Here is a 24,079-nt window from a genome sequence, read left to right as displayed (position 1 = left end):
CCCGGTGGGCGCGCCGGACGAGTGGTTCGGCGGTTGCGCCGCACTCTGCTCGCAGCGCTGGTCATGGGCGCGGTCGTCGTCCCCGTGGCCGCGGCGGCCGCCCGGCCCCAGATCCCCGCCCCGGCGCCCGCGACGCTCGGCCCCATGAAGGCATCCACGCTGGACGAGGCGTACGCGGCCAACGGAGCGAACGCCGCAGAGGCGGCCCGCATGGCCGCGGACCGTGGCGACAGCACCCGCGCGGCCGCCGACCGGGCCATGGCCGACTCCTCCCGCCACTTCCTCTCCTTCGACGGCCGGGGACCGGGCCAGGCCGTAGAGGTTTTCGGCGACCTCGCCCAGGCGGACCGCGTCGCGATCCTGGTCCCGGGCTCCGACACCACTCTGGAGACGTACGACCGGTTCCGCGCCGGCGCCCTCTCCCTGCACGAGCGCCTCGGCCCGCGTACGGCCGTCGTCGCCTGGCTCGGCTATGAGGCGCCCCGCACGGTGAGCACCACGGTGCTGACCACAGACCGAGCCGACGCCGCAGCCCCGCGCCTGAAGGGGTTCATACGCGAACTGCGGGGCGTCGTCGGCGAGAAAGCGGCCGTCTCCCTGCTCTGCCACTCCTACGGCACGGTGGTCTGCGGACGTGCGGCGCAGGGCCTGGACGTGGACGACATCGTGCTTGTCGGCAGTCCGGGCACCGGCGCGGACTCGGTCGCGGCACTGCACACGTCCGCCCGTGTCTGGGCGGCCCGGGGAGCCGACGACTGGATAGCGGGCGTCCCGCACACGCGCGCCGACATCTTCGGCACGACCGTCGGCTTCGGCACCGACCCGGTCTCTCCGGACTTCGGCGCCCACGTCTTCGCGGCGGGCGGCGTCGGCCACAGCGACTACTTCACACCGGGCTCGGTGTCCCTGGACAACCTCGCCCGAATCGTCCTCGGCGACACCTTGGAGGTAACCCATGCGTGAGTCGCACCCGGCGCGCTCGTCACACCCGGCGGACTTGTTGAATCCCGCGCAGGTGTTACCGCCGTCGCACCGATCGCATCTGTCGGATCCACCGCATCCGTCGCACCGATCGCGTCCGGCGGATCCACAGCGTCCGTCGGATCCGTCGGATCCCCCGCGCCCGTCGAGTCCCCCGCACCCGCACCCGCACGTCGTGCGAACTGCCAAACCCGGCACAGCTATACGGGCGGCGGCGGCAGCACACGGCATCGGCATCGGCATCGACATAAGGGCCGGTGCCCGTCGTATCGACGAGGCGACCCCCGCCGAGCGGGACCGCGCCGTCGATGCCCTGCGCGCCCTCGCGATCGCCGGCGTCGTACTCGGCCACTGGCTGGTGACGGCCCTGGTCGCGGACGGCGGCGCGTTGCGCGCGGCGAGCCCGTTGCGGCACATGCCCTGGCTGGCCCCCATTTCCTGGGTCTTCCAGACGCTCGCCGTGTTCTTCCTGGTGGGCGGCCATGTGGCCACCAAGGGCTACGCGTCGGCGCGCGCCCGCGGCACGACGTACGGACAGTGGTTGCGCACACGCCTGGCCCGCCTCTTCAGACCGGTGGCGGCGGTGCTGGCCCTTTGGACGGTGGCGGCGGTTTGTCTGCTCGTGTCGGGCACGGGCTTCGAGACGGTCCACGCGCTGGTGAAGCTGGCGCTGTCCCCGCTCTGGTTCCTCCTGGTCTTCGCGGGACTGACCGCGGCGACACCCCTGTTGACGCGGCTCAACCCGCTGTGGCCGCTGGCCGTCGTTCTCCATGTGGATCTCATTCGCTTCGGATTCGGCGGTCCGGCCTGGCTCGGCTGGGTGAACGTGGCGGCGGGCTGGCTGGTGCCGTTCACGCTGGGCGCGGCCTGGACGCGCGGTGAGCTGGACAGTCGGCGCGCGGGCTGGGTGCTGTTCGGGTGTGGGGCGGCGGCGACCGCGGGGCTGGTGGCGTGGGCGGGGTATCCGGCGTCGATGGTCGGTGTTCCGGGCGCGGCGGTCTCCAACCTGGACCCGCCGACGCTGGCCGTTGTCACCTTCGGGCTGGCCCAGTGTGGTCTCGCCCTGCTGCTGCGCGGGCCGCTGCGCCGCTGGATGAGGCGCCCCGCGGCCTGGGCGGTGGTGGCACTCGCCAATCTCTCCGCGATGACGATATTTCTGTGGCACCAGACATCCCTGATGGCGGTCACCGCCTTGGGCCTCCTCGCGGGCCGGCTCCCCGGCCTGCACACCGTCCCCGACAACCTCGGCTGGGTGGCGGCCCGTCTCGCCTGGCTCCCCGTCTTCGCCCTCGCCCTCGCCGTCTGCTGGTCCGCCTTTCGCACCTACGAACAGGGCCCCCACCGCCGCGACCGCCGCCGCACCGGCGGGCCCTCCCGAGTCGTCCGCGTCCACCGCCGTCCCGGCTCCGCCGGAGCGAAGTCGGTTCCCCGTGCCTAGGGTTGACCCCGTGAACGGGGCGAGCGACAAGAGCATCACGCGCGGCGAAGCGTCCGCACCGCCGCCGTCTCCCTCGATTGCGCAGGTGGTCGCGCAGCGACTCCGCACAGTGCTGCGGACGTTGTCGGAGGACGCGGGTGACTTCGCCCGGCTGCCGTTGCCGCCCCTGTCGCGGCCCCGTTGGCTGCGCTGGTTCCCGCATGTCGTGGTCATTGTGACCGCGGTAGTCGCGAGCGTCGCCAACACGGAGCAGATGAGCACCGACTACGGCGTGAGCCCGGAGCTGGGTGTGCTGACCGCGCTTGCCCAGGGCATCGGGGTGGTGCTCGTGCTGTGGCGGCCCGTTCCGGCCTGGTGGCTCTCGTTGGTCGCCACGTTCGTCGCCGCCGAGGCAGCACGCCCCGGCCTGATCTCGAACCAAGCGAGCAACCATGTGGTGAGCGAGGCCTCCTGGCCGTGGGGCGGGCCCGGCATCGTCGCGCACGCGGTCGTGCTGTTCCTGCTGGCTCTGCGGGTGCGCACCCGGGTGGCCATGGAGGCGCTGGCCCTCACCGCGCTGCTGACCTACGTCATCCAGGGGCTCCTCGGCGCCGTGTCCTACTCCTCGACGGGCGTGCCGGCGGTCATCGTCTTCGCCGCTGTCGTCCTCCTCGGCACCGCGCTCCGTGGCCGGCGCGAGGCCCGCAACCAGCTCGTCGAGCAGGCCTCGCTTACCGCGGAAGAGCGGGCCCGGCGCACGCTGTTGGAGGAGCGCAGCCGTATCGCGCGCGAACTGCACGATGTGGTCGCCCACCACATGTCGGTGATCTCCATCCAGGCCCAGGTCGCCCCGCACCTCGTCGAGAACCCGTCACAGGAGCTGAAGGAGAACCTGGAGGGGATCAGACAGAACGCCCTGGAAGCACTCACCGAGCTGCGCCGGGTCCTCGGCGTCCTGCGCTCGGAGAACCCGGAGGACCCGTACGGCCTCGGAGCCGGCACCGGCGCCACCCCGAACTCCCCGCAGCCCACGCTCGACCGCCTCGACGCCCTTGTCGAGAACACCCGCGCCGCCGGACTGGCGGTGACCACCGAGATCACCGGCGACCAACTCCCCCTCCCGCCAGGCGTGGAACTGTCCGCCTACCGGATCATCCAGGAGGCCCTCAGCAACGCCCTGCGGCACGCTCCCGGTTCGGTGGTCCGCGTCGAGCTCTGTCACTTCCCCCGTGGCCTCCAGGTACGGGTCATCAACTCCAGACCCGAGCGCCCGGCCCCGCCGTCACCGGGCGCGGGCCACGGTCTGCTCGGCATGCGGGAGCGCGCCGTGATGCTCGGCGGCACCCTCATGACCTCGGTGACCTCGCACGGCGGCTTCGTGGTTGCAGCCTTCCTGCCCCGCGGCGACGCCTTGCCCCCCGACGCGTCCCCGGACGACAACTCCACAGGCATCTCGGCCACGGCGAAGTCCACAGCCACCAGGGCCATCACGGACACCACGCCCACAGCGGCGGTTACGAACTCAACGGGGACTCCAAGCACCACAGCTCCTACAGGCACGACAAGCACCACAGGTTCCACAGACTTCGCAGGAGAAGAGAACGCATGACGAGCAGCGGCACCATCCGCGTACTGATCGCCGACGACCAGCAGATGGTCCGGCAGGGCTTCACCGTGCTGCTCAACATCCAGCCCGACATCGAGGTGGTCGGCCAGGCGGTCGACGGCCTGGACGCGATTGCCAAGGTCGCCGAACTCGCCCCGGACGTCGTCCTGATGGACATCCGCATGCCCGGGCTCGGCGGCATCGACGCCACCAGACGCATCACCGAGGAGACACCTCAGATCAAGGTGCTGGTGCTCACCACTTTCGACCTCGACGAGTACGTGTACGAAGCCCTGCGCGCCGGTGCCTCCGGGTTCCTGCTCAAGGACGCGTCCGCGGACCAGCTCGCCGAGGCGGTACGGGTGGTCGCGGCCGGCGACGCCCTGCTTGCGCCGGGAATCACCCGCCGCCTCATCACCGAGTTCTCCCGGCTCGGCTCCACACCGCGCTCCCCCCTCAAACAGCGCGTGGGCGAGCTGACCGAGCGCGAGACGGAAGTCCTCGCCCACATCGCCCAAGGCCTGTCGAACGCGGAGATCGCCGAGCGCCTCGTCGTCGCCGAGCAGACCGTGAAGACCCACGTGGGCCGCATTCTGGTGAAGCTCGGCCTGCGCGACCGCACCCAGGCAGCGGTCTTCGCCTACGAGTCAGGACTGGTACGCCCGTCCGGCTACTGAGCCGCGAATAGGTTCGCTCCCTGGGCCCTCCGCCCCGCCCGCTGTGCCCTCCGCCCCCCTCCAGCGAGGGACCGCGGCGATACCCGTAGTACCTGAGACGGATCCCGAAGGACCCTCCTCCCTGGTGACGACCGAGACCCCGGGGGCGGCCTACCTTTTCAATGTGACCGAGACGACCCAGACGCAGATGACGCCGCCGGGCGGGGCAAAGCCGCGCAGCCCGGAGTTCCGGCTGGCCGCGGACGCCCTGCGCGGGCTGCGGCAGGACCTGTTCCATGACGCCTTCGCCTACCGTCCGCTGCCGCGGATGCGGGTGGACGGCCCGCTCACCCGACGGCTGCCCGCGGGCATACGGAAGCACGCGGCCTGGACCCCGCACGCCGTGGTGGCGGCGGCCGGACTGTTCGCGATGGCCATCGCGAACACCACCAGTGACGGCGACAGCATCGTGGCGCTGATATGCGCCCTCCTCGCCCTGCTCCCGGTCCTGCTGACGCTGGTCCGGCCGGTCGGTGCCTTCTGGGTCTCGTTCGCGGCTACCCCCGTCGTCGGCGTCCTCGGCGACAGCTGGACCGCCTGGCCATGGTCGCCGGGCATTTTCGTGGCCCACCTGGTGGTGCTGACGGTCGTGGCGCTCCGGACGAGGCCGCGCACCGCAGCGTGGATGTGGACGCTGACCGCGTTGTACGGGATCTTCGCCGAGACCTTCTTCCACGGGGGGTACTACAGCGGTACCAACACCGTGCCGCTGCTCTTCCTCTCCGCCGTGGCTCTCCTGGTCGTCACCGTCCTGCACGTACGCCGGGACGCCAGGCAGGAGGTGACCGCCCACCAGTCGGAGACGGCGCACGAGCGTTCCAGGCGCACCCTTCTCGAAGAGCGCACGACGATCGCCCGCGAGCTGCACGACGTGGTCGCCCACCACATGTCGGTGGTCGCCATCCAGGCCGAGGCCGCCCCCTACCGGGTGGAGAACCCGCCGCCCGAGCTGGAGCAGGCCTTCGTCACGATCCGGGAGAACGCGGTGGCGGCCCTGACCGAGCTGCGCCGCGTGCTCGGCGTCGTCCGGGCGGAGGACTACGAGGCTCCGGACGCCCCCCAGCCCACCCTCGCCGACCTCGACGCCCTCCTCGCCAATGTGCGGGACGCGGGGCTGACCGTCGACAAGGTGGTGACGGGCGCGGTGCGCGGGCTCCCGCAGGGCGTCGAGCTGTCGGCGTACCGCATAGTCCAGGAGGCCCTCAGCAACGCCCTGCGGCACGCGCCGGGCGCGGCGGCCCGTGTCGAGATCGGCTACGTCCTCGGGGGGCTCGGCCTGCGCATAGTCAACGGCCCCGCACCGAGGACGAGCGTGGCGAAGTCGACGCACGGCGCGGGGCACGGCATCACCGGTATGCGCGAGCGCGTCACGATGCTGGACGGTGAGATGACGGCGGGCGAGGCGGACGACGGGGGATATGAGGTGGCGGTGTTCCTGCCGGTGCCCGCCGCAGAGGAGTCCTCATGACAGGCGGCGCTCCGATCCGCGTCCTGATCGCCGATGACCAGGTGATGGTCCGCGAGGGCTTCTCCGTGCTCCTCGGTGCCATGCCGGACATCGAGGTGGTCGGCGAGGCGGTCAACGGCCGGGACGCGGTCGAGCGGGTCCGCGAGCTCGCCCCGGACGTCGTGCTGATGGACATCCGGATGCCGGAGATGAACGGGATCGAGGCGACCCGGGAGATCGTCGCGGCGGACGGCGCCGCGAAGGTGCTGGTCCTGACGACGTTCGACCTGGATGAGTACGTGTATCAGGCGCTGCGGGCGGGAGCCTCGGGCTTCCTCCTCAAGGACGCCTCGGCGCGCCAGCTCGCCGACGGGGTGCGGGTGGTGGCGGCCGGGGAGGCGCTGCTCGCCCCCTCCGTGACCAGGCGGTTGATCACCGAGTTCGCCAAGCTCGCGGACGTGCCCCGGCTCTCGGCCACGGCGCAGGCGGCGTACGGCGACCTCACCGACCGGGAGACTGAGGTGCTCGTCCTGATCGCGCAGGGACTGTCGAACGCGGAGATCGCGACGAGGCTGTTCGTCGCCGAGTCCACGATCAAGACCCATGTGAGCCGGATCCTGGTGAAGCTGGGCCTGCGGGACCGTACGCAGGCGGCGGTGTTCGCGTACGAGGCACGGCTGGTCACGCCCAGGTGAGACGGGGGTGGGCGAGGTGGTCCGATAGGGGTCGTCCCTGGAGACGCCCCTGGTCAGGGAGGGGCGGGTCGGGCTAGCGTCCGGTCATGGCAGCTTTGGAGACTCCGCAGGCCTTCGACCCTTGGGACCCGGCGTTCCTGGCGGACCCGTACCCCGTGTACGAGGAGCTGCGTGCCCGTGGCCGGGTGCACTACTTCGAGCCCACCAAGCAGTGGGTGGTCCCGCATCACGCGGACGTGTCGGCGCTGCTGCGGGACCGCCGCCTCGGGCGGACGTACCAGCACCGTTTCACGCACGAGGATTTCGGACGCACGGCGCCGCGGCCCGAGCACGAGCCGTTCCATGTGCTCAACGACAACGGGATGCTCGACCTGGAGCCGCCGGACCACACGCGGATCCGGCGGCTGGTCTCGAAGGCGTTCACGCCGCGCACGGTGGAGCAGCTCAAGCCGTATGTGGACCAGCTGGCAGGCGAACTGGTCGGCCGGCTGGTCGCGGCGGGTGGCGGTGATCTGCTCACGGACGTCGCCGAGCCGCTGCCGGTCTCGGTGATCGCCGAGATGCTGGGGATCCCGGAGTCCGACCGGGCGCCGCTGCGGCCGTGGTCGGCGGACATCTGCGGGATGTACGAGATGAACCCGTCGCAGGAGACGGCGGCGAAGGCGGTCCGCGCCTCGGAGGAGTTCACGGAGTATCTCCTTGGGCTGATCGAGGCCCGCCGCAAGGAGCCGGGCGAGGATCTGATCTCGGGCCTGATCGCCGCGTACGAGGACGGGGAGCGGCTGACGGAACAGGAGATGATCTCGACCTGCGTCCTGCTCCTGAACGCCGGGCACGAGGCGACCGTCAACGCCACGGTGAACGGCTGGTGGGCCCTCTTCCGCAACCCCGGTCAGCTCGCCGCCCTCCGCGGCGACCACTCGCTGGTTCCCACGGCCGTGGAGGAGCTGATGCGGTACGACACCCCGTTGCAGCTCTTCGAGCGCTGGGTCCTCGACGACATCGAGATCGACGGTACGACCATCCCCCGCGGCTCCGAGATCGCCATGCTCTTCGGCTCCGCCAACCATGACCCGGCCGTCTTCACCGCCCCGGAGGAGCTGGACCTCTCCCGCGCGGACAACCCGCACATCTCCTTCAGCGCGGGCATCCACTACTGCATCGGAGCACCGCTCGCCCGCCTGGAACTGACCGCTTCCCTGCGCGCGTTGCTGTCCCAGGCCCCGACCCTCCGCCTCACCGCCGAGCCCCAGCGGAAACCGGCCTTTGTGATCCGGGGGCTGGAGGGACTCAGCGTCGCGCTCTGACCCGCCGCCCGAGGGCCCAGAGTCCCAGTGCGGCGGCGACCCCGCCCAGAACCATCAAGGGCAGCTCCGCGTAGACCACACTCCAGTCGGACGCCTGCTCGAACCGCCGAAACCGCCCCTGGAAGCCGACGGTCCACACCGCCAGTCCCACACCCGCACCGACGACAGCGATCAGACATCCGCCGGCGGCCTGCATCCGTTGCCCCATACCTGTCATGGACGTGGCGCGTGGGGCTCGGGGTTCCCGTGGCGCCGCTGCCTTGTGTTCCTGTGTGAACTACTTTGGTCCCCAGGGGTGTTGCACTGCCCAGCGCTGGGGGCGCGGCTTCCGCCCGACCACTGCGGCGCCTCCGGAACGGCAGTCATCGGGGCGTGACGCGCTCGATCAGGGCCCGCGCCTCGCGCAACGCCTTCCGTAGCTCGGCCGCGGTGGCGCAGTCCCTGCCGTGGTGTCGGCAGTCACCGGTGCATGTCTTCACGTGACTGAGCCACGCGAGCCACTCCCGCTCCTCCGGCGCGTCCGACATCCGCACGCTGTCCTTCGCTTCACTCATGCCTCGGCCGCCATCCGCCCGGGGACCACTCCTCGCCCATGGCGTCGCGCACGTACGGGCGGACCGGGTCGTCGGCGTCGCCCCACCCGCGTTGCCACGGCTCGGGCGGGAACCATGCTTCCTCACGCGCGTTCGGCATGGGCCCCACGTACGGGTCCGGGGTCCGTACGGGCTGGGCGACGTCGTGCGGATCCGGCATCGCGTGTCTGACCCGCCAGCGCGGCTGAAAGGGAAGTAACGCGCCCAGCAGGGCGACCATGAACAGGATGGCGTTCTGCAATTCCGACAGCTCCTCAGGGCTTCTCGGCAATGGCGAACCGGGCCCACACGCACTTCGCGTACGGCTGTTGCCTGTGCCCCCACGCGTCCGCCAACCGCCCGACGAGGACCAGACCGCGCCCGTCCTCTCCGTCCGGGCCGGAGCCACGGGCCCGAGGAAGCCTCTCCCTGTCGGGGTCCGAGACTTCGAGGACCAAGTCCCGCCCCCGCATGGAGAGCGTGACCTCGATCCGGGCGAACGTCACACGGCAGTGGGCCACGGCGTTGGTGACGAGTTCGTTCGCCGACACGGTGACGCTGTCGGCGAGTTCGCCGGTGAGTCCCCAGTCGGCGAGGGTGCTGCGGACCCGCTGCCGCGCCGTCGGCACGTGGCGTCTGTGTTTGGGGATGTGGAAGGTGGTTGTGCGCATGTCGGCGTACCCCCTGACGTGTCGTCAAGACTGCGCCGTGGGGCGGCGCGTGCTTCGACGGTAGGTCTAAATCTGCGACGCATACAACTGAAACTCATGAATACATGCAGACGTCTCACTCGATCGTGTGATGTGGCTTAGGGTTGACGTGCTGTATGACAGGGTTGCCCGAGGAGAGAAGGAGAGTCCATGCCCGCAGGTGGACGGCCGACGGTGCGTAGCAGGCGCCTGGGTACGGCGCTGAGGAGGTACCGGCAGGCTGCGAAGCTCGACCAGCCGCGGGCGGCCGAGGTGATCGCGTCAAGTCAGGCAAGAATCAGCCGTGTTGAAAGCGGTCACGCGACGCCTCGCGTCATCGAGGTACGACTGCTGCTGGATGCCTACGGCGTCACGGACCGGGAAGTCCGCGACAAGCTTGAGGAGTTGGCCAAGTACTCGAAGAATCGGGGCTGGTGGCTCGAACACGCGGAACATCTGCGGCCGGACTACCTGGACCACATCGCGTTGGAGGACGACGCGTCGTACATCAGGCAGTGGCAGCCGGTGTTGGTGCCCGGTCTGCTGCAAACGCCGGCTTACGCAGAGGCAGTTATCGCGGCGGGGCCCTACTACGTTGCCCCAGAGCTGATTTCCCAGCTGGTGAAGGTGCGGGAAGGGCGCCAGGCGAAGATCGGGGAGGGTGGAGCGTCGTACACCGCCATCCTCTGGGAGGCGGTCGTCGCACACCCGTTGGTGAGCGCCGAGATCCATCGGGAGCAGCTGGCCGCGATCCTTGAGGTCGGGAAGAGGAAGAACATCACCGTGCAGGTACTGCCGTTCAGTGCGGGAGTACTGGCGGCCTCGACCTCTGCCTTCTCCTCCTTCAGCTTCGACTCCGAACCGACCGTCGAAGCCGTGACCCTGGAGAATCTGCGAGGCACGTCAGTCCTTGAAGCGCCGGAGGATCTTGGGGCTTACAGCAACGCATACGACCTACTACGATCGGCAGCACTGGCGCCGGACGCAAGTGCGCGACTCATCCGGGGCGTACTGCGGAGCACCAAGGAAGACTGATCGTGACCGAGGTTGTAGGCACCTTCTGGAAGTCGTCGTACTCCGGACAGCAGGGCGACTGCGTCGAGGTCGCCGCCACAGCAACCGGCGGCCGAGCCGTACGCGACAGCAAGGCGCAGGACGGGCCGCTGCTCGCCGTCTCCCGCGAGAGCTGGGCCGCGTTCGTCACCGGCGCGCAGGCGGGGGAGTTCGGCAGCTTCGCGTAGCGCAGGCGCCCGAGTCATCGAGGCGGACCGCGATCCGAAGATCCGCCGCGAGGCTGGGCATGACTGCCGCGGTTGTCACTTACCTCTCCTGAATCCTCGGCTCAGGAGCCAAAGGGCTGCCGCCGCGAGCGCGATTCCGAAAACCAGCGGGATGGCTGCCCCAGGTTGCGCCTCATTGACGCCCATGACAATCAGCAAGATTCCACAGCTCAGTGCAATTGCGGCACCGAGGGCGATGATTGCTCTCTGCATTGGTTTCCTTGTCTCGCAACGACGGAGCAGCCGCTGAATCCAGCGACCGTCGGCACCCCTAGCGTGGCGAAGTCCCGGCGGCTGCACCCGCCGCGAGGCACGAAGCGTTAGGCCCCGGGGCGCCTGCTTCGAATCACGACTGCCATTCCCAGCGCGGGAGCAACGAGTCCAAGTGGGCGAATCCAGGCGCTCCCTGCAGAGGTTCCCGTGACCATCAGGATTACGCCTGTCATGAAATAGAGTACAAGAAATGCAAGGGCAAGGTTTCTCCATGCTTTCCGGTACTCTTCGCTTGGCAGTGAGTTTTTTCTCCGCGGATGCGTAACGTAGATCATTTCACCTTCCTGGCCTCTGGCGAACGATTGCCGTGAGGATCTGAGAGGATCCGCCGACAGGTGCAAGCACCCCGGCTCCCAGAAGCGCGTAGTTCTGGCTTTGCGCGCCCAAAATTATGCAGAACATTCCGAACGCCGTACCTGTCACTACGAACCATGTCGGCTTCTTGGCCGGGCTGATTGGCATAACTCCTCCTACGCGAAGTCGGCCGGCATCGGACTGGGCGGGGACGGAGGTGCGCCGGTCTCCGGTCATCCGGATCGTCGGGACCAGTACGGCATGCGCAATCGAGTCCGAATCATCGTGTCAGGAGCGAGTCTTCCGATGGCCTGGAAAGGCCAGGACCGCCAGGACCACTCCGCTGACTGTGCCGATCGCCCCGAGCGCGACCGGCACAGCATCGCCAGTAACCGTTCCTGCAATGCACGCACATATCCCTCCCGCGATCAAAACCGCAGAAAAAGTTCGCACTCCTCTTATTGCGTCATCCACCGATGTACCCTTCCGTCGCATTCCACCACCGCTCCCTCCCCATTCACAGGAAACCTGTGGGCCGGGAACGAAATACCAGCCCACAGCGATCTACGGGGGCTGCGGTTCCCCTGTCTAGCTATTCTTCATGTGCTACCCGTAGGTGAGGATGTCCGCTCCGTAGTAACCCATGGCACTCCAATCGCGCAGCTGCCGACTACGGCAGCACCAGCGCCTACAGCACTGCCGACTCCGGCGCCGGCTACGCCGCCGACCGCGGCGGCGTATGCGATGCTTCCGGTCTCTGCCGCAGCTCTAACTCCCCCCACGCAACAGGCCGGTCGGGTCGGCGTAGGCGCCGGTGTAGCGGTAGGGCTGGGGGACTGCTTCGGTGGGTGTGGTGCGGGGCAGGCCGGCGGGGCCGTAGGCGTAGGTGTGGGTGCGCTTGCCCGTGTCGTCGACGAGGCCGAGGACGTTGCCGGTCGCGTCGGTGAGGTAGTAGTAGGACTTCCCCCCCAGTTGTCATGGAATTCAGGGTGCCCCCGGGTTCGCGGATGAATCCGGTGTCGACGCCGTTCGTGGTGGTGGACGCCAGGCCGAGAGCGGTGTGGTGGAACCAGGTCGAACCCAGCTTGGTGCGCTCGGAGTTGTCGGTCCCGGCGTGCACCGCGTCGTAGGCCGAGCCGCTGACCGTGATGCCGGACAGGTGGCTGTGGTCCGTCCATGTCTCATTCGTACGTGCGGTGGCAGCGACGCGTCCGCCGGCGGTCTCGTTGCCCGTCTTGTCGTAGGACCAGGGGGTGGCGGAGCCGGTCTGGGCGGTCAGTTGGGAGGCGTCGTTTTAGGTGAAGGCCGAGCTGGCGGGGCAGGTGGCCAGCTGACCGTCCTGGGGGGGGGGGGTGAGGTTGCCGGCCTTGTCCCAGCAGTACAGCCATGACGCTGTGCGTGCGCCGGCCGAGTCGGCCTCCAGCGCGTAGGACAGGCGGTCCTGTGCGTCGTAGGTGTAGGACGTCTTGCGCCCGGTGGTTTTGTCGGTGCGGGTGCGGATCTTGTTGGTACGCGACCGCGCCCTGCACCGCGCACGCCGTGACGAACAGGAGGTGCACCCACCAGCGCAGGCCCGCCGAAGGGTGAGGTCGCCTAGAGAGGTGGGTGGGGGACTGCGGGCCCGCCCGCCGTGGCTGGTCGCGCAGTTCCCCGCCCCCGAAGGGGCGCTCCCGTCACCGGCGACAGATGGTCACCGTTCCGTTCGTCACCGTTCCTTCGTCTCCTCCAGTACCGTCCGCCCCAGCAGCGCGTACCGCTCCGGAGCGCGTCGCTTCAGATAGGTCGCGTACCCGACGCCGCCCACCGCGATCAGCGCCACGATCCACGGGGTCGCCTTCAGGACCAGGGAGCCGGACTCCGCCCCCGCCGCCGCGCCCATGTTGGAGAGCAGCAGGACCACTACGCCGAGCATTGCGAGGCCGCCGATGAGGGGCGCGGTGAAGGTCTTGAACCAGTGCCTGCTCTCGGGGTGGTGGGTGCGGAAGTAGGCGAGGACCGCGAAGGAGCAGACGGCCTGGACGACCAGGATGGCCATGGTGCCGAGGATGGCGAGCAGGACGTACGTGCCGGTGTAGGGGTCCTTGCCGGCGATCCAGAACGCGCCGATCAGGATCGCGCTGACGACGGACTGGACGAGGCCCGCGATGTGCGGGGAGCCGTGCTCGGGGTGGGTGCGGCCGATGGTGCGCTGGAGGGAGGGGAGTACGCCTTCGCGGCCCAGGGCGTACATGTAGCGGGCGGCGCAGTTGTGGAAGGCCATGCCGCAGGCCAGTGAGCCGGTGATCATCAGCCATTGCATGACGTCGACGGCCCAGTGGCCGACGTACCGCTCGGTGGGGTTGAAGAAGAGGGCGAGGGGGTTGGCGGAGGAGGCGGCGGCGACCGCTTCGGTCTCGCCGTTGCCGATGATGGCCATCCAGGAGACGAAGACGTAGAAGACGCCGACGCCCAGGACGCTGATCATCGTCGCCTTGGGGATGATTTTCTTCGGGTCGCGGGACTCCTCGCCGTACATCGCCGTCGACTCGAAGCCGACCCACGACCAGAAGGCGAAGAAGAGGCCGAGCCCGGCGCTGGTGCCCTGGAAGGCGTTGACCGGGTTGATGGGACCGAAGGTGAAGCCGTGCGGGCCGCCGCCGTGCAGGGCGACGGAGATCGCCATCGCGGCCAGCACCGTCACCTCGGTGGCGAGCAGTACGACCAGCAGTTTCTCGGCGACCGAGACGCCGAACCACGTCCCCGTGGCGTTGACGGCGAGCATCACGATCGCGAACGCCCACCACGGGATGTCCATCCCTGTCTGGTCGTTCAGCGTCGTCGTGGCGAAGGTCGAGAAGATGCCGATGAGCGCCGGCTCGAAGACGACGTACGCGAAGGTCGCGAGCAGCCCGGACGCCAGACCGACGGTGCGGCCGAGACCGTACGAGATGAAGCCGTAGAAGGCGCCGGTGGACGTGATGTGCTTCGCCATCGAGGTGAAACCGACCGCGAAGATCGCGAGTACGGCCATCGCGACGAGGTAGCTGGCGGGGGCGCCGATGCCGTTGCCGGCGGAGACCATGAAGGGCACGTTGCCGGTCATGGCGGTGATCGGGGCCGCGGTGGCGACGGCCATGAAGACCACGCCGAGCAGGCCGATCGCGTTCGGCTTCAGCCGGTGGACGGTGCCGTCCCCCGCCCCCGTGCTCGCCCCTTCCGCAGGAGCTACGCCCTCTTGAACCGCCATCGGGTGGCCCCTCTCCTCGATCACCGAATGCTGATCTCTGTCCACGGTCAATGGGCCGGAATCCTGCTGGCCGAATGATTCGCCCCGCAGGTCGAGGCGTTAAATGTTTGTCAACTAGACCTTTAGGCCGCCTGAGGATCGAACGTCTGCGTAAACTCTCCGGCCGGCCCTGGACCCCGGGTCACAGGCCTTCGTACGGTCGCCGGCATGACCACCTACAGCGCCACCCTCGGCGGCCGGAGCTACCGGTTCGACGGACTGGCCCGGCTGCTCGCCGCCGCGAGCCCCGAGCGGTCCGGCGACCGTCTGGCCGGTCTCGCCGCCGAATCCGCGCAGGCCAGGGTCGCTGCGCGGTGGGCGCTCGCGGATGTGCCGCTCGCGCGGTTTCTCGCCGAGCCGGTGATCCCGTACGAGGACGACGACGTGACCCGGCTGATCGTGGACACGCACGAGGCGGCGGCCTTCGCGCCGGTGGCCGGGCTCACGGTCGGCGAGTTCCGCGAGTGGCTGCTGTCCGCGACGGCGGACGCGACGGCCCTCGCCGCCCTGGCCCCCGGTCTGACACCGGAAATGGTCGCCGCCGTCTCCAAACTCATGGGCAACTCCGACTTGGTGGCCGTCGCCCGCAAGGTGAGCGTGGTCACCGCCTTCCGCTCCACCATCGGGCTGCCCGGCCGGCTGGCGACCCGCCTCCAGCCCAACCACCCCACCGACGACCCGGCGGGTGTCGCCGCGGCGCTCCTGGACGGGCTCCTCCTGGGCTCCGGCGACGCCGTCATCGGCATCAACCCGGCGACCGACAGTCCAAAGGCGGTACGGGATCTCCTGGACCTCCTGGACGGAGTGATCGCCCGCTACGACATCCCCACCCAGTCCTGCGTCCTGTGCCATGTGACGACGAGCATCGACCTGATGGAACGCGGCGCCCCCGTCGACCTCGTCTTCCAGTCCATCGCCGGTACGCAGGCCGCGAACGCCTCCTTCGGCGTCACCCTCGGCCTCCTCGACGAGGCGTACGAGGGCGCGAAGGCGCTGGGCCGGGGGACGGTGGGTACGAACGCCCTGTACTTCGAGACCGGCCAGGGCAGCGCGCTGTCCGCCGACGCGCACCACGGTGTCGACCAGCAGACGGTGGAGGCACGCGCGTACGCCGTGGCCCGCCGCTACGACCCGCTCCTCGTGAACACCGTCGTCGGCTTCATCGGCCCGGAGTACCTGTACGACGGCCGCCAGATCCTGCGGGCGGCGCTGGAGGACCACTTCTGCGGGAAGCTCCTCGGCCTGCCGATGGGCCTGGACATCTGCTACACCAACCACGCCGACGCCGATGACGACGACATCGCGACCATGCTCACGATGCTCGGTGTCGCCGGCGCCTCCTTCGTGATCTGCACGCCGGGCGGCGACGACATCATGCTCAATTACCAATCCGCCTCCTACCACGACGCGTTGTACCTGCGCGAGGTGCTCGGCCTGCGCCCGGCACCGGAGTTCGAAGCGTGGCTGGAGCGGATCGGACTGCTGGACGACACGGGCGGCGTCCGCGATGTCTCCGGTACGGCCCATCCCCTGATGACGATCGGCAAGGAGTTGGCAGCGTGACGGATTCTGAATGCCTGTTCCCTGGCGGGGAGTTGGCGCGCGCTATGGGCCGTGGATCGGCCACTGGGAGCTGGATCACATGACGGGCCGTGGATCGGCCACTGGGAGCTGGGTCGTATGACGGGTCTTGGATCGGTTGTCGAGGGTGGGGTCGTGTGACGGGTCTTGGATCGGTTGTCGAGGGTGGGGTCGTGTGACGGGTCTTGGATCGGTTGTCGAGAGTGGGATCGCATGACGGGTCTTGGATCGGCTGTCGAGAGTGGGATCGCATGACGGATCGTCAATTGGCTGATCTCGTACGGGCCTTGGTGGCGCCCGAGTCCGACGCCGCGATGTGGGCCACCCTGCGCCGGCACACCCAGGCCCGGATCGGCCTCGGCCGGGCGGGCTCGGCCCTGCCGACGCGGCACCGGCTGGAGCTCCAGGCCGCGCACGCCGCCGCGCGGGACGCGGTGCACTCGCCGTTCGAACCGGAGGTGGTGGCGGCCGCGCTGACGGGAGTGGCGACCGTACGGGTCCGGAGTGCCGCCCCCGACCGGCTCACCTATCTCCAGCGTCCCGACCTGGGCCGCCGTCTCGACGACGTCGACCGGGCCCATCTGCCCCGGGACGACTGGGACGTGGTGTTCGTGGTCGCCGACGGGCTGTCGAGCCGGGCCGTGCACGAGCACGCGGCGCCGGTGATCCGCGCGACGACCTCGCTGCTGCCGGGTGACTGGCGCGTCGCTCCTGTCGTCCTCGCCGAGCAGGCTCGCGTGGCCCTCGGCGACGACATCGCCCATGCGCTGGGTGCCGCGATGGTCGTCGTCCTCATCGGGGAGCGTCCCGGTATGTCCGCGGCGGACTCGCTGGGTGCGTATCTCACGTACGCGCCCGTCCCGGGCGTGACGACGGACGCCGACCGCAACTGCCTCTCCAACATCCGGCCGCCGCTGGGGCTGTCCCACGCCGGGGCTGCCGCGAAGCTGGCGGCGCTGATGCGGCGGGCGCGGGAGCTCGGGGGGACGGGGGTGGCGTTGAAGGACGAGTCGGATACGGAGGCCCTGCCTGCGGCGTGATGGGCGGGTGTTTTCGCCCCCTCCGCCCCTGCCCGTCCCTTGTTCCTGGGGGCTGCCGCCCCCTGACCCCCGCCATCGCGCTGAACGCGCTCGTCCTCAAACGCCGGACGGGCTGAAACGGGGCGTAGGGGGTGAGAACCTCCACCCCCAGCCGCCCCGCCCCCTCACCCCACCGGCAACGTAAGCCCCCAAGCCCCCTCCCACACCACCCACGTCCGAGTCCGGACGGGCCCCCCGACCACCGCATCCGCCCGGTAGCGGAAGTCCGCCCCGGAGACGGTCACCCGTCGCCCCACGACCCGTAGCGGTGCGACCGCCGCCCCCACGGACACCGGGCGGACCTCGACCTCCGCACCGCCGAGGACCCCCGGCGTCACGGAAACCGACTCCACGGGCTGGTCGAGGTCGACGAGGAGCACCCCGTCGACCTCGACCCGCAGCCGCGAAGGCCTCGATGGTGCGGGCGCGGGCGCGGCGACAAGGCGCCCCGGCCGCGAGGCCAGCGTGCGGACCAGCGACTGGCAGGTCCGCAGCCAGGGTGGCCGGGCGGCGGCCGACTCCCCGGAGACGGAGAAGGGGACCCCACCCGGAGAGGGCAAGGCCACCGACGGAATCCGCAGCGCCCCCACCACCACCCCGTCACTGTCGTCCACCAGCATGTCCATCCGCCGCTCGACCCCGTCGAGCACGGCACGGGCCGCCGCGACCGCCCCCATGGGCACCCCCAGCGACCGGGCGAGCGACAGCACACCCCCCACCGGCACGAGGGACACCGCGCACGCCCCCAGCGCCCGCTGCCGGTGCAAAAGCGACACCGCGCGCAGCAGCGCCCGGTCGTCCCCGACGACAACGGGCCGTCGGGACCCCCGGCGGGCGAGCACACGAGCAAATTCCTCAGGCCCGGCCGGGAGGCACACTTTCGTGGCCGCACCGGCGCTGAGCACGTCTTTTGCGATCCGTACCGACTCACCGTCACTGCGATGGGCGACCGGGTCGATGACCACCAGGAGCTGGTCGGAAGGCGCCACCTCGGTCTTGCCTCGCTTCCTCGGGTAGCATCTTTGTGCAAGAGCCCCTTGCGCTATTGCGCCAGGGGCTTGGTCTATTCCGGGGCATCCGGTCCGATAGGTCGCGGCCAAAGAAGGCCGCCGGCATACGCAGCCGTACACAACAGCCGCGTACGTCCCCGACCTTGGACATGCCCCGCCCGGAAGGGGTGTACGCGCGTGCCCGCACTTGTGCTGCTCGGTGCTCAGTGGGGTGACGAAGGCAAGGGAAAGGCCACGGACCTGCTCGGCGGTTCCGTGGATTATGTGGTGCGCTACCAGGGCGGCAACAACGCCGGCCACACGGTAGTCGTGGGCGACCAGAAGTACGCCCTCCACCTCCTCCCTTCCGGAATCCTCACACCGGAGTGCACTCCGGTCATCGGAAACGGAGTCGTCATCGACCCGTCGGTCCTGTTCTCCGAGCTGAACGGACTGAACGAGCGAGGCGTCGACACGTCCAAGCTCCTCATCAGCGGAAACGCGCACATCATCACGCCGTACAACGTGACGGTGGACAAGGTGACGGAACGCTTCCTCGGGAAGCGGAAGATCGGCACCACCGGACGCGGTATCGGCCCGACGTACGCGGACAAGATCAACCGCGTGGGCATCCGCGTCCAGGACCTGTACGACGAGTCGATCCTGACGCAGAAGGTCGAAGCGGCCCTCGACGGCAAGAACCAGCTCCTCACCAAGGTCTTCAACCGGCGCGCCATCGAGGTAAGCCAGGTCGTCGAGGAACTGCTGGCCTACGCGGACCGCCTCAAGCCGTACGTCGCCGACACCGTGCTGCTCCTCAACAAGGCGCTCGACGACAACAAGGTCGTCCTCTTCGAGGGCGGCCAGGGCACGCTGCTCGACATCGACCACGGCACGTATCCCTTCGTCACGTCCTCGAACCCCACCGCGGGCGGGGCGTGCACGGGCTCGGGCGTCGGCCCGACGAAGATCAGCCGCGTCATCGGCATCCTCAAGGCGTACACGACCCGAGTCGGCGCGGGCCCGTTCCCGACCGAGCTCTTCGACGCGGACGGCGACGCGCTGCGCCGCATCGGCGGCGAGCGGGGCGTCACGACGGGCCGCGACCGCCGCTGCGGCTGGTTCGACGCGGTCATCGCCCGCTACGCGACCCGCGTCAACGGCCTGACCGACTTCTTCCTCACCAAGCTGGACGTGCTCACCGGCTGGGAGGAGATCCCGGTCTGCGTGGCGTACGAGATCGACGGCAAGCGCGTCGAGGAACTCCCGTACTCCCAGACCGACTTCCACCACGCGAAGCCGATCTACGAGACCCTCCCCGGCTGGTCCGAGGACATCACCAAGGCGAAGTCCTTCGCCGACCTCCCGAAGAACGCCCAGGCCTACGTCAGGGCCCTCGAGGACATGTCCGGCGCCCCGATCTCCGCGATCGGCGTCGGCCCGGGCCGCGACGAGACGATCGAGATCAACTCGTTCATCTAGCCTCCGCCAGGAAGCGATTGGCGCACCTGGGCCACATACGAGGGAGTTGTACGCCTCGTATGTGGCTCGAGTGCGCCAATCGCTGTTTTCTGGCCTGGGCCCGCCGATGGCGACGACTGGCAGATCTGTACCAGCTCCGACGGCTGTCACCAGGCCGTTCCGAGGCTGCGAGTGGTACGGATCTGCCAATCCTGCTATGGCTCCACCGCTTGACTTCTCTCGGCGTACATCCTGGCGTCGGTCGGCAGTTCAGCGCACAGGGCGCGGCCGGACGGGGGTGCGCCGGCGTCGAAGGCGCCCCCGTACACACCCTGCTCCGGCGATCCGCACATCAGTCTCAGAAGTGGGCGTACCTCGCATAACAGGCATAGGCTGAAAGTGCAAACGCACGTGCGTCGACCAGGAGAAGTCGATCAGAAGAAGGTGAGTGCGATGCGCGTCCTGCTCAGGGCCACCCTGGACACGGAGAAGTCGAACGAAGCGATCCGCAGCGGCAAGATGCCGGAGCTGATCAAGGAGATCCTGGACCACCTCAAGCCAGAGGCGGCGTACTTCGCGCCCTTGGACGGCCGCCGAACCTGCCTTCTGGTCTTCGACATGAAGGACAGCTCCGACCTGCCTCCTGTCGGTGAGCCGTTCCTCACCCAGTTCAACGCCAAGGTCGAGATCAGCCCGATCATGAACGCCGAGGACCTCCAGAAGGGCCTGTCCCAGATCCGCTGACCGCAGGGGCGTCCGATTCACCCCCAGGGATGAAGAACGCGAACTTCCACCTGGGAAAAGGCAGTTGTGGCTTGCTTTCGTCGCTGTGCGTGCCCATAGAGTCACGCCAACGAAACGCCCCCGCGGTGCGCCAACACCCGGGGGCTTGGCACCAGGAGTAAGACGGAGCTCCCAATGCGCATTCATCGTACGACGCCCACGCGTGCCTTTTCAGTTTTCGCGAACGCCCTCCTCCGCGACCGGAGCATCTCCTGGTGTGCGGTCGGCGTACTGACGTACCTCCTGAGCCTCCCGAACGGCGCCCGCGCCACCATCCGTACGCTCGCCGAGCAGCGCAAGGAAGGGCGGGCGCGGATCGCGGCCGCCCTGCATGAGCTGGAGGAATCCAGGTATCTGCGGCGGGTGCTGCACAAGAACCCGGAGAGCGGCCAACTCTTCACCGTGTACGAGGTGTTCGACACTCCGTACGACGACGAACCACCCTCGGGTGAACCCGAAAAAATCCAGAACCAGGCCTCCGGCGAGTCGGAATCCGCCGCCTCGGGCCCGCTCCCTTCGGGAGAAAAAACCAGGGAACAAGAACCTCCCTCCCCGCCGACGGCGGAGTCGGCAGCGGATTTGCCAGCCGATTTGGCAGCGGAGTCGACGCTTGCGTCGGCACCGCCGTCGCAGAGCGAGCGCACGGCGCTCGCCGCGAAGCTGCTCGGCTCGCTCGGCCGCGCCGAACCCCGGCTCGCGCTCGGCGCGGCGGAGGCGTTGCGGCTCGCGCCGCTGGTGGAGGAGTGGTGGGAGCGGGGCGCGAGCAGCGCGGCGGTGCGGGCCGCGCTGACGCAGGGGCTGCCGTCTCCGGTGTACTCGGCCCGGGCCCTCGTCGAGGACCGCCTGCGCCGCAAGCGCCCGGTCGGCCCTGCGCCAACAGCGTCTCCGGTCACGACCGTTGAGATCCGCAGCACCGCCGAGATCCTCAGCACCGCCGAGATCCGCAAACCCGGCGCCCCCGCCTACCGGGACGCCGCGCGCCGGGGCGGCGCACTGGCCCGCGCGCTGCTGAGCGGGCGGGCGGCGCCCGCGTAGGTCCACGAAGACTGCCGGCCGTGTGTCCGTGCGGCCGGGTCGCTCAAGAGAAACGGAGTGTCGATGACCGTCACACTCGTACGCCCAGAGACGGTATACCGCGAGTATACTTTCCTCATGGCTGACACCACGATCAAGGTCGACCCCGCTGTCCGAGACCGCCTTCAGGAGCTGGCCCGGGAGCGCGGGATCAGCATGCGGGACCTCGTGGCGGAGCTGGCCGGGGCCACGCCCACCAAGGAAGAGCTGCGCAAGCGGTACGAGGAGACCAGGGCGTACGTCGAGGAGCACTTCCTGGGCAGGCCCTACACGGAAGAGGACGAGAAGGCCGGCGAGAAGCTGTGGGCCGACCTTGAGGCGGGGCGTATCGGGGAGGTCCAGTGACGGACGAGAACAGGTACCCGCTGCCGCGTGCCGTCATCTTCGACGACACCGCCGCGCTCGCGCTGGGCGCGGGGAACAGCATGACCTCCCGGCTCGTCGTCGAGGCCGAGAAGGATCCGGCCCTGCGGGTCTACATCCCGGCGCTCAGCCTGGCCGCCGCCGAGCGTGAACGGGCGGGGGTTGCCGAGCATGTCGGCGCACTGCCTTCGGTCAACATCGAGGGGCTCGACTTTGCGGCGGCGACCGCCGTGGGCAAGCGCCTGCGGACGGCGGCTTCCGGGGACGGGGATCAGAGTGGCAAGGACGAGCCGGACTGGAGCGGCGCCCATGTGCTGCACCTCGCCCTGCCCACTGTCGAGTGGCCGCGTGGCCGTCCAGTCCTGACCCGGACGCCCACCCGGTACCGGGGCACGGGGATCCGGACGATCCGCATCGTCGAGCAACGCTGACGGCTGCCGACGGATGGTGTGGTGCGGTCCGGGCCGCTTACAGCCCGGACCGCACCCACCACGCCGCCTCAGCTGAAGATGATCATCGACCCCTGTGCCAGGCTGCGTGTCGCGGCCGCGTGCAGCCCCAGCCAGACGTGGCGTTCGCGGGCGAAGGGGCTGGCGTCGTAGGGGGCGGGTGCCGCCGGTTCCTCCAGGTCCGTGGGGGCCATGGGGGGTTGTGGGGCGGCCGGTGGGTTCGCCGGGTCGATGCCGATCGACGGGGCCACGAATTCGAGTTCGCGCAGCAGCGTCTGGGAGGAGCCCAGGGGGCCGCCGCCTGCCAGGAGTTCGTCGTTGGCGAGAGGGTGCGGGAAGTCCACCGGGACGTACGCGCCCGCGTGGTCGTAGTGCCAGACCAGATGCGACTGTTGGGCGTTCGTCCCGAACATCTCCAGCAACTGCTCGTAGTCGCCGCCGAGTTCGTCCACGGGCGTCACCGCAAGGCCGCACATCTGAAGAAGGTACGCACGGCGCAGGAAGTGCAGGGCGTCGTAGTCGAACCCCGCGACCGGAGCCACGTCGCCGGACAGGCCCGGCATGTACGCGTACACAGGGACCGGCGGGAGTCCTGCCTCCGCCAGCGTCTTGTCGTACAGCGCGAGTTCTTCGGCGAAGGGATTGTCGGGGGTGTGGCACAACACGTCGACGAGCGGGACCAGCCACAGGTCACAGGCCAACAGACGGCTCCTCTAGCTCCTTGGTGTGCACGGTGGTCAGGGAAGCGTAATGCGCGCGGAGGCCTTGGTCAGGCCTCGGTGCGTAAGTTGGCTTCCCGGTGGTGGCCCGGACGGGTCCCGCGACTCAGTGCCGCGCCCTCGAACCCCCGATCGCCCGAAGGGCTCGTCACCCCAAACCCCCGATCGCCCGAAAGCCTCGTCCTCAAACGCGGGACGGCCAGAAGATCTCCGGCCCCGGGTCACGCAGCCCCCTGATTCGGCGGGCGGGCGTACTACTCGGTGGCCAGGCGCGTCATTCGGCGGCCAGGCGCTCGATCAGCGCGAGCGAGTGCGCGTTGTACGCCGTCACGATCGCGTGCGCCTCGGCCGAGTCGCGGCGGGCGAGGGCGTCCACCAGTTCCGTGTGGGCCGACCACAGGTGGCCCTTGAGGTCGGCCACCTCGCGCAGGTGCTGGACCGCGCAGGCCCAGGACTGGATGCGCAGCCGGTGCAGGAAGTCGGCGAGGTAGGGGTTGCCGAAGAGGCCGCTCAGCTCGCGCCAGAAGCGGAGGTCGTAGCCGATCAGGATGTTCAGCTCGCCTGCGGCGGCGGCGCGCTGGGCCTCCTCGGCGCGGCGGCGGACGCCCGCGAGGGCGGCGGTGGTGCGGGGGTCCTGGGGCCGGGTCATGACGCCGACGGTGACGGAGCGGAAGATGCCGTCCGTGACGAGGCTCCGCGCCTCGATCATGCCGCGGTAGTCGGCCGGGGAGTACTCGTGCACCCGGAAGCCGCGGTGCTGGTCCGCCTCCAGCAGGCCCTGCGCCGACAGGTCGACCAGGGCCTCGCGGACCGGGGTCGCCGAGACGCCGTACTGCTCGGCGATCTCCTTCACCGTGAACGCCTGGCCCGGCTGGAGGCGGCCGGCCAGCACCTCGTCGCGGAGCGCGTCCGCGAGCTGCTGGCGCAGGGTGCTGCGGGTGACGGCGCCCTTGGCGCCGGGGCCGGGCATGGTGTGGGGGTCCCCTTGTCGCGTATGTCTAGGAGCCAGTCACCTTACGCGGTGGGGGGCAGGGGATGG

General features: G+C 69.5%; 24 protein-coding genes. 16 read left to right on the top strand and 8 right to left on the bottom strand.

The window, feature by feature from the left end:
- Positions 1–63: 63 nt before the first annotated feature.
- From ACFVKT_RS11315 to ACFVKT_RS11285, 7 genes are all read left to right on the top strand, one after another.
- The gene (locus tag ACFVKT_RS11315) at positions 64–963 is read left to right on the top strand and encodes an alpha/beta hydrolase (RefSeq protein ID WP_385731042.1); all 900 of its coding nucleotides are present in this window, start codon (positions 64–66) and stop codon (positions 961–963) included.
- 265 nt (positions 964–1,228) lie between these two features.
- Positions 1,229–2,419 carry an acyltransferase gene (locus tag ACFVKT_RS11310; RefSeq protein WP_385731040.1) on the top strand — a complete coding sequence of 397 codons (1,191 nt, stop codon included), beginning with the start codon at positions 1,229–1,231 and terminating at the stop codon, positions 2,417–2,419.
- Between the two features lie 76 nt (positions 2,420–2,495).
- Complete coding sequence (locus ACFVKT_RS11305) at positions 2,496–4,007, top strand: sensor histidine kinase (protein ID WP_385731038.1); 1,512 nt, start codon at positions 2,496–2,498, stop codon at positions 4,005–4,007.
- A complete protein-coding gene (locus ACFVKT_RS11300; RefSeq protein WP_385730063.1) occupies positions 4,004–4,681 on the top strand; it encodes a response regulator in 678 nt (225 codons plus the stop codon). The genes ACFVKT_RS11305 and ACFVKT_RS11300 overlap by 4 nt, the downstream gene beginning before the upstream one ends.
- 163 nt (positions 4,682–4,844) lie before the next feature.
- Positions 4,845–6,188 (top strand): sensor histidine kinase, encoded by a 1,344-nt coding sequence (locus ACFVKT_RS11295; RefSeq protein WP_385730061.1) that lies wholly within the window; start codon positions 4,845–4,847, stop codon positions 6,186–6,188.
- Positions 6,185–6,862 (top strand): response regulator, encoded by a 678-nt coding sequence (locus ACFVKT_RS11290; RefSeq protein WP_385730058.1) that lies wholly within the window; start codon positions 6,185–6,187, stop codon positions 6,860–6,862. Before ACFVKT_RS11295 ends, ACFVKT_RS11290 begins: the two co-directional genes overlap by 4 nt.
- 86 nt (positions 6,863–6,948) lie before the next feature.
- Positions 6,949–8,169, top strand: coding sequence for a cytochrome P450 (locus ACFVKT_RS11285; protein ID WP_385730056.1), 1,221 nt, complete (start codon positions 6,949–6,951; stop codon positions 8,167–8,169).
- Here ACFVKT_RS11285 and ACFVKT_RS11280 read toward each other — a convergent pair.
- The 4 genes from ACFVKT_RS11280 to ACFVKT_RS11265 form a co-directional block, all read right to left on the bottom strand.
- Positions 8,153–8,377 carry a hypothetical protein gene (locus tag ACFVKT_RS11280; RefSeq protein WP_385730054.1) on the bottom strand — a complete coding sequence of 75 codons (225 nt, stop codon included), beginning with the start codon at positions 8,375–8,377 and terminating at the stop codon, positions 8,153–8,155. The two genes, ACFVKT_RS11285 and ACFVKT_RS11280, sit on opposite strands and share 17 nt — an antisense overlap.
- 154 nt (positions 8,378–8,531) lie before the next feature.
- On the bottom strand, positions 8,532–8,723 hold the full coding sequence (locus tag ACFVKT_RS11275; protein WP_385730052.1) for a hypothetical protein: 192 nt from the start codon (positions 8,721–8,723) through the stop codon (positions 8,532–8,534).
- A complete protein-coding gene (locus ACFVKT_RS11270; RefSeq protein WP_385730050.1) occupies positions 8,716–9,003 on the bottom strand; it encodes a hypothetical protein in 288 nt (95 codons plus the stop codon). Before ACFVKT_RS11270 ends, ACFVKT_RS11275 begins: the two co-directional genes overlap by 8 nt.
- A 13-nt stretch (positions 9,004–9,016) precedes the next feature.
- The gene (locus ACFVKT_RS11265; RefSeq protein WP_385730048.1) at positions 9,017–9,412 is read right to left on the bottom strand and encodes an ATP-binding protein; all 396 of its coding nucleotides are present in this window, start codon (positions 9,410–9,412) and stop codon (positions 9,017–9,019) included.
- A gap of 189 nt (positions 9,413–9,601) precedes the next feature.
- On the opposite strand from ACFVKT_RS11265, the gene ACFVKT_RS11260 reads away from it, so the two are divergent.
- Both ACFVKT_RS11260 and ACFVKT_RS11255 read left to right on the top strand, forming a co-directional pair.
- Positions 9,602–10,465, top strand: coding sequence for a helix-turn-helix domain-containing protein (locus ACFVKT_RS11260; RefSeq protein WP_385730047.1), 864 nt, complete (start codon positions 9,602–9,604; stop codon positions 10,463–10,465).
- Positions 10,466–10,467: 2 nt separating this feature from the next.
- Positions 10,468–10,671 (top strand): DUF397 domain-containing protein, encoded by a 204-nt coding sequence (locus ACFVKT_RS11255; RefSeq protein ID WP_385730045.1) that lies wholly within the window; start codon positions 10,468–10,470, stop codon positions 10,669–10,671.
- Positions 10,672–12,982: 2,311 nt separating this feature from the next.
- Here ACFVKT_RS11255 and ACFVKT_RS11250 read toward each other — a convergent pair.
- Positions 12,983–14,503 carry an APC family permease gene (locus tag ACFVKT_RS11250; RefSeq protein WP_385730043.1) on the bottom strand — a complete coding sequence of 507 codons (1,521 nt, stop codon included), beginning with the start codon at positions 14,501–14,503 and terminating at the stop codon, positions 12,983–12,985.
- A gap of 207 nt (positions 14,504–14,710) precedes the next feature.
- Between ACFVKT_RS11250 and ACFVKT_RS11245 the strand changes: the two genes are divergently transcribed.
- Positions 14,711–16,105, top strand: a complete 1,395-nt coding sequence (locus ACFVKT_RS11245) for an ethanolamine ammonia-lyase subunit EutB (RefSeq protein ID WP_385730041.1) — start codon at positions 14,711–14,713, stop codon at positions 16,103–16,105.
- Between the two features lie 269 nt (positions 16,106–16,374).
- Positions 16,375–17,163: an ethanolamine ammonia-lyase subunit EutC gene (eutC, locus tag ACFVKT_RS11240; protein WP_385730039.1), complete on the top strand. Its 789-nt coding sequence runs from the start codon at positions 16,375–16,377 to the stop codon at positions 17,161–17,163.
- 164 nt (positions 17,164–17,327) lie between these two features.
- On the opposite strand, the gene ACFVKT_RS11235 is transcribed toward eutC, so the two are convergent.
- A complete protein-coding gene (locus tag ACFVKT_RS11235; protein WP_385730037.1) occupies positions 17,328–18,191 on the bottom strand; it encodes a diacylglycerol kinase in 864 nt (287 codons plus the stop codon).
- A 198-nt stretch (positions 18,192–18,389) separates the two neighbouring features.
- On the opposite strand from ACFVKT_RS11235, the gene ACFVKT_RS11230 reads away from it, so the two are divergent.
- From ACFVKT_RS11230 to ACFVKT_RS11210, 5 genes are all read left to right on the top strand, one after another.
- Positions 18,390–19,673, top strand: coding sequence for an adenylosuccinate synthase (locus ACFVKT_RS11230; RefSeq protein WP_385730035.1), 1,284 nt, complete (start codon positions 18,390–18,392; stop codon positions 19,671–19,673).
- A 432-nt stretch (positions 19,674–20,105) separates the two neighbouring features.
- Entirely contained in the window at positions 20,106–20,396 is a 291-nt protein-coding gene (locus ACFVKT_RS11225; RefSeq protein WP_385730033.1) for a hypothetical protein, read from the top strand.
- Positions 20,397–20,570: 174 nt separating this feature from the next.
- Complete coding sequence (locus ACFVKT_RS11220; RefSeq protein WP_385730031.1) at positions 20,571–21,470, top strand: hypothetical protein; 900 nt, start codon at positions 20,571–20,573, stop codon at positions 21,468–21,470.
- A 117-nt stretch (positions 21,471–21,587) separates the two neighbouring features.
- The gene (locus tag ACFVKT_RS11215; protein ID WP_225859703.1) at positions 21,588–21,854 is read left to right on the top strand and encodes a hypothetical protein; all 267 of its coding nucleotides are present in this window, start codon (positions 21,588–21,590) and stop codon (positions 21,852–21,854) included.
- Positions 21,851–22,303, top strand: coding sequence for a hypothetical protein (locus tag ACFVKT_RS11210; RefSeq protein ID WP_385730028.1), 453 nt, complete (start codon positions 21,851–21,853; stop codon positions 22,301–22,303). The genes ACFVKT_RS11215 and ACFVKT_RS11210 overlap by 4 nt, the downstream gene beginning before the upstream one ends.
- A gap of 68 nt (positions 22,304–22,371) precedes the next feature.
- On the opposite strand, the gene ACFVKT_RS11205 is transcribed toward ACFVKT_RS11210, so the two are convergent.
- Entirely contained in the window at positions 22,372–23,022 is a 651-nt protein-coding gene (locus tag ACFVKT_RS11205) for a hypothetical protein (protein ID WP_384381357.1), read from the bottom strand.
- 292 nt (positions 23,023–23,314) lie between these two features.
- Complete coding sequence (locus ACFVKT_RS11200) at positions 23,315–24,010, bottom strand: GntR family transcriptional regulator (protein WP_385730026.1); 696 nt, start codon at positions 24,008–24,010, stop codon at positions 23,315–23,317.
- Positions 24,011–24,079 lie beyond the last annotated feature (69 nt).

Origin of the sequence: Streptomyces sp. NPDC127595, from assembly GCF_042671685.1 — a bacterium.
GTDB lineage: Bacteria > Actinomycetota > Actinomycetes > Streptomycetales > Streptomycetaceae > Streptomyces.
Note: the sequence above shows the minus strand (reverse complement) of the source record. Positions and strands in the feature narration are given on the sequence as shown.